Source organism: Streptomyces bobili, assembly GCF_002154575.1.
Classification (GTDB): domain Bacteria; phylum Actinomycetota; class Actinomycetes; order Streptomycetales; family Streptomycetaceae; genus Streptomyces; species Streptomyces bobili.
In genome coordinates, this window is the sequence record NZ_MUBA01000028.1 from 1 (window position 1) to 5,452 (window position 5,452).

At 68.6% G+C, this 5,452-nt stretch carries 5 protein-coding genes; all 5 read right to left on the reverse strand.

The window, feature by feature from the left end:
* Positions 1-166: 166 nt before the first annotated feature.
* Positions 167-1,378, reverse strand: a complete 1,212-nt coding sequence (locus BZL64_RS02960) for a phosphatidate cytidylyltransferase (RefSeq protein WP_086765835.1) — start codon at positions 1,376-1,378, stop codon at positions 167-169.
* Complete coding sequence (frr, locus tag BZL64_RS02965) at positions 1,378-1,935, reverse strand: ribosome recycling factor (protein WP_086765843.1); 558 nt, start codon at positions 1,933-1,935, stop codon at positions 1,378-1,380. Before frr ends, BZL64_RS02960 begins: the two co-directional genes overlap by 1 nt.
* 194 nt (positions 1,936-2,129) lie before the next feature.
* Positions 2,130-2,891: a UMP kinase gene (pyrH, locus tag BZL64_RS02970; protein WP_086765837.1), complete on the reverse strand. Its 762-nt coding sequence runs from the start codon at positions 2,889-2,891 to the stop codon at positions 2,130-2,132.
* 186 nt (positions 2,892-3,077) lie between these two features.
* A complete protein-coding gene (gene tsf / locus BZL64_RS02975; RefSeq protein WP_086765839.1) occupies positions 3,078-3,914 on the reverse strand; it encodes a translation elongation factor Ts in 837 nt (278 codons plus the stop codon).
* 155 nt (positions 3,915-4,069) lie between these two features.
* Positions 4,070-5,023 carry a 30S ribosomal protein S2 gene (gene rpsB, locus BZL64_RS02980; RefSeq protein WP_086765841.1) on the reverse strand — a complete coding sequence of 318 codons (954 nt, stop codon included), beginning with the start codon at positions 5,021-5,023 and terminating at the stop codon, positions 4,070-4,072.
* Positions 5,024-5,452 lie beyond the last annotated feature (429 nt).

Sequence of the window (5,452 nt, forward strand, 5' to 3'; positions counted from 1 at the left end):
TTCGCCTGCCAGTTCTCCGGGCTTAGGCATGGCCCTACCAGTGTCGCAGATCCATTCGGGTGCCCCGGTCGGCTCGGAAGAGCCCGGAGATCACGGTGCGCCGGTCATGGGACGAGCCCCCGTCCGCGGAGGACGGGGGCCCGTTTCGGCCGGGGCGGAGCACCCGTCAGCCGGACCCCACGAACAGCACCAGCAACAGCCACACCACCGGCGCGGTGGGCAGAAGCGAGTCGAGGCGGTCCATGATGCCGCCGTGGCCGGGGAGCAGGGTGCCCATGTCCTTGATGCCGAGGTCCCGCTTGATCATGGACTCGCCGAGGTCACCGAGGGTGGCGCTGACCGCGACCGCCAGGCCGAGCAGCAGTCCCTGCCACCACGTGCCGTCCTCGATCACGAACTCCATGCACAGCGCGCCCACGACCATCGCGAACGACACCGCGCCGAGCAGGCCCTCGCGGGTCTTGCCGGGACTGATCCGCGGAGCGAGCTTGTGCTTGCCGAAGCGCCAGCCGACGGCGTACGCCCCGGTGTCGCTGACGACCGTCAGGAGCAGGAAGGTCATCACCCGGAGCGCCCCGTCGTCCGCGGTGAGCATCATCGCGACGAACGTGGCCAGGAACGGGACGTAGAAGGCCGCGAAGACGCCGGCCGTGACGTCCTTGAGGTAGCCCTCCGGGGGTTCCGTCATCCGCCAGACCAGGACCGCGAGCGCGGTCAGGGCCATGGCCACCCAGGCGCCCTCGGCACCCCGGACGTATCCGGCGACGACCATGGCCGCGCCGCCGACCGCGAGCGGCACCAGCGGCGCCTTGATGCCCTTTCGTTCCTGCAGCCGGCTGGTCAGCTCCCACAGGCCGACGACGACGGCGACGGCGATCACGCCGACGAAGACCGCCTTGACGACGAACAGCGACGCGATGATCACCGCACCGAGTCCGACGCCCACCCCTATGGCCGCAGTCAGGTCCCGGCCCGCGCTCTTCTTCTGCGGGGCGGAGGCCGGCTGTGGTGCGTCGGGCATGGGCTCCGGATTCTGCGGCACCGCCGCAGCGGGCTGTGCCGACGGGGTCTCGTCACGGAACGTCCCCGCGGGGGACGTCTCGTTGCGGAACGTACCGCCGTGGGACGTCTCGTCTCTGAACAAGGGGCCGCCCAGCCGAGCGGCCCCCCGGTCGTCATCCTGGTTTCCGCCATGAGCGGGTACGTCGGGGACGATGGGCATGGGGCGAGTCTGCTGCGCCTCAGGCGCATCGTACGCGGGACCCGCCGGGGCAGCCCCCTGGACAGGTCCGTGCGGGACGGCCCCGTGATCGTTGGGCCCCCAGTACCCGGCCTGTGAACCGGCTCGTGGCGGAGCGCCCCAGGAAGAGTCGTTCATCAGACCTCGAGCAGCTCCGCTTCCTTGTGCTTCAGGAGCTCGTCCACCTGGGCGACGTACTTCGCGGTGGTGTCGTCGAGTTCCTTCTCGGCGCGGCGACCCTCGTCCTCGCCGACCTCGCCGTCCTTGATCATCTTGTCGATGGCGTCCTTGGCCTTGCGACGCACCGCGCGGATCGAGATCTTGGAGTCCTCGGCCTTGGTCCGGGCCACCTTGATGTAGTCCTTGCGGCGCTCCTCCGTCAGCTCGGGGAACACCACCCGGATGATGTTGCCGTCGTTGCTCGGGTTGACGCCCAGGTCCGAGTCACGGATCGCCTGTTCGATGTTGCGCAGCGCGCTCTTGTCGAACGGGGTGACGACCGCCATGCGCGGCTCCGGCACAGAGAACGAAGCCAGCTGGTTGATCGGCGTCGGCGCGCCGTAGTAGTCGGCCACGATCTTGTTGAACATCGCCGGGTGCGCACGGCCGGTGCGGATCGCGGCGAAGTCCTCCTTGGCGACCACGACGGCCTTCTCCATCTTCTCCTCGGCCTCGAGGAGGGTCTCTTCGATCACCACTTGCTCCTGCGTGTCTTGAGTAGGCCCGGCTCCGGTTCCTTGCGGAGGCGGCGGCCGGCTGCGTCGCGTCTTCTTCCTGCACGGTTCCCGACCGGCAGGACATTGTCCATCCCCCGACCAGGGTCCGTCGCCCGGTCAGGTGTTGTCGTACGAACCGGGATTCCTCCGGCCGGACCGGGGAGTTCCGCCGGTCAGGCCCGGCTGCCCTGCTCACTCACCAGCGTGCCGATCTTCTCACCCTTGACGGCCCGAGCGATATTGCCCTCGACCAGAAGCTCGAAGACGAGGATCGGCAGCTTGTTGTCGCGGCACAGAGTGATCGCGGTCATGTCGGCGACCTTCAGGTCGCGCGTGATGACCTCGCCGTACCCGAGGGCGTCGAACTTGACGGCCTCCGGGTTGGTCTTCGGGTCGGAGTCGTAGACGCCGTCCACGCCGTTCTTGCCCATCAGGAGCGCCTCGGCGTCGATCTCCAGGGCGCGCTGGGCGGCGGTGGTGTCGGTGGAGAAGTACGGCATGCCCATACCGGCGCCGAAGATGACGACGCGGCCCTTCTCCAGGTGGCGCACGGCACGCAGCGGGATGTACGGCTCGGCGACCTGGCCCATGGTGATGGCGGTCTGAACCCGGCTGTCGATGCCCTCCTTCTCCAGGAAGTCCTGGAGGGCGAGGCAGTTCATGACCGTGCCGAGCATGCCCATGTAGTCCGAGCGGGCCCGGTCCATGCCGCGTACCTGGAGTTCGGCGCCGCGGAAGAAGTTGCCGCCGCCGATGACCACCGCGATCTCCGCCCCGTCGCGCACGACGGCCGCGATCTCCCGGGCGATCTTGTGCACCACGTCGGGATCGACACCCAGGCTGCCGCCACCGGCGAAAGCCTCTCCGGACAGCTTCAGCAGAAACCGGCCGCTCGCTTTGCCGTCGTTGCTCTTCTGGGCCTTGGTGGTGGTCATGGGAGATCCCGCCTCTTTCACGTGGTGCACATACGAAGAAGGCCACTGCCGGTGGGGTGTTCGCAACCCGTGCGCGGCAATGGCCTCCTCGTCAGATCTGCTGTCGTCCGTCACACGCCAGGTGACGGCGTCCACGGACGACTGCTGCCGACCCTATCGGGGCCGGGCGTCCGTCGCTGTGCGGACTCAGATGCCGACCTTGATGCGCGCGAAGCGCTTCAGGCTGACACCGGCCTCGTCCAGGACCTTCTGCACGGACTTCTTGTTGTCCAGGGCGTACGGCTGACCGAGGACCGTGGCGTCCTTGAAGAAGCCGTTGAGACGACCCTCGACGATCTTGGCGATCGCGGCCTCGGGCTTGCCCTCGGCGCGGGTGGTCTCCTCGGCGATACGACGCTCCGACTCGACGACCTCGGCCGGCACGTCCTCCTTGGAGAGGTACTTCGGCGCGAAGGCGGCGATGTGCTGGGCGATGCCCTTGGCGACGTCGGCGTTGGGCTTGTCCAGCTCGACGAGGACACCGATCTGCGGGGGCAGGTCGGGCATCGTGCGGTGCATGTACGCGGAGACGTAGCCGTCCGCGAACTGCGCGAAGCGGTCCAGGACGATCTTCTCGCCCAGGTTGGCGTTGGCCTCGTCCACGTACGCCTGGACCGTCTTGCCGGGCTCGATCTCGGAGGCGAGGAGCGCCTCGAGGTCGGCCGGGGCGATCTTGGCGACGTGCTCGACGATCGTGTTGGCGACGGCCTGGAACTTCTCGCTCTTGGCGACGAAGTCCGTCTCGCACTTCAGCTCGACGATGGTGCCGGCCGAGTTGTCGTCCGCGATGAGCGAGACCACGGCGCCGTTCTCGGCGGAGCGGCCCTCGCGCTTGGCGACGCCCTTCTGGCCCTTGATGCGGAGCGCCTCGACGGCCTTGTCGACGTTGCCCTCGGCCTCGTCCAGCGCCTTCTTGCAGTCCATCATGCCGGCGCCGGTGAGCTCGCGGAGCTTCTTGACGTCGGCGGCGGTGTAGTTCGCCATGAGTCTGTGAATCTTTCTCGAAGTCTGGAAGATCGAAGATCTACGGGGTCTGCGGCCTACATGGAGCTGTAGGCCTCTGACCCACCGCTGACTTACGGGTGAACGGCGGGAGCGGACTTGATGTCACCGCTCCCGCCGTCGCACGTCCCGACGGGTCAGGCCTGCTCGCCCTCGGCGGCCGGCGTCTCGGCGGCGACCGGAGCCTCAGCCTCGGCGGCCGGAGCCTCGGCCTCGGCGGCCGGAGCCTCCGCAGCCGGGGCCTCCTCGGCGGCCGGAGCCTCAGCGGCGGGCGCCTCGGCAGCGGCCTCAGCCGGCTTCTCGGCGTCGTCCGCCTTCTTCTCGCCCTCGAGCAGGTCGCGCTCCCACGCGGCCAGCGGCTCGCCGGCGGCCTTGTCACCCTTGCCCTCGGTGGCGACACCGGAGCGGGAGATGAGGCCCTCGGCCACGGCGTCGGCGATCACGCGGGTGAGCAGCGTGACGGAGCGGATCGCGTCGTCGTTGCCCGGGATCTTGTAGTCGACCTCGTCGGGGTCGCAGTTGGTGTCGAGGATGGCGACGACCGGGATGTTGAGCTTCCGGGCCTCACCGACCGCGATGTGCTCCTTCTTGGTGTCCACGATCCAGACGGCGCTGGGAACCTTGGACATCTCGCGGATACCACCGAGGGTCTTCTCGAGCTTGATCTTCTCGCGCGAGAGGACCAGGAGCTCCTTCTTCGTCAGACCCGACGCGGCGACGTCCTCGAAGTCGATCTGCTCGAGCTCCTTGAGGCGCTGCAGACGCTTGTAGACGGTCGAGAAGTTGGTGAGCATGCCGCCCAGCCAGCGCTGGTTGACGTAGGGCATGCCGACGCGGGTGGCCTGCTCGGCGATGGCCTCCTGCGCCTGCTTCTTCGTGCCGACGAACATGACCGTGCCGCCGTGGGCGACGGTCTCCTTGACGAACTCGTAGGCGCGGTCGATGTACGACAGCGACTGGAGCAGGTCGATGATGTAGATGCCGTTGCGCTCCGTGAAGATGAAGCGCTTCATCTTCGGGTTCCAACGACGGGTCTGGTGACCGAAGTGGACGCCGCTCTCCAGCAGCTCCCGCATCGTGACGACGGCCATGGCCGCTCTCCTTGATTTTCTCGGTTGTGCCGCGGGAACCGGACGGCTCCCACGCCTGACGCCCGCTGTGCGCCGAGCCGCGAAGGACCGAGGGGCGCAGATACCGGGAATCCGACCGAAGTCGGGGCCCTGGTACCGGGGCGTGCGAAGTCGACCCGGTGACCCGGATCGCCAGAAGAAGTGTACGGGACCGGCGGGGTACCGGGTGACGCCGCTGTCCACAACCGGGGAGTAGTCCACAGGTCGGGGCGGCGCCGGGTCCGCGGGCGTCACGGTTCTCCCATGCACGTCAACCGAATCCTGGCCCGATTCCTGGCCCTGCCGCTGGGCCTTCTGCTCGCGGCGACGGCCTCGGCGTCCGGCGCGGCGCCTACGCCCTCCCCGTCCACGCCCTCCGCGACCGCCGGAACCGGGGACGGGGGCGGGGAC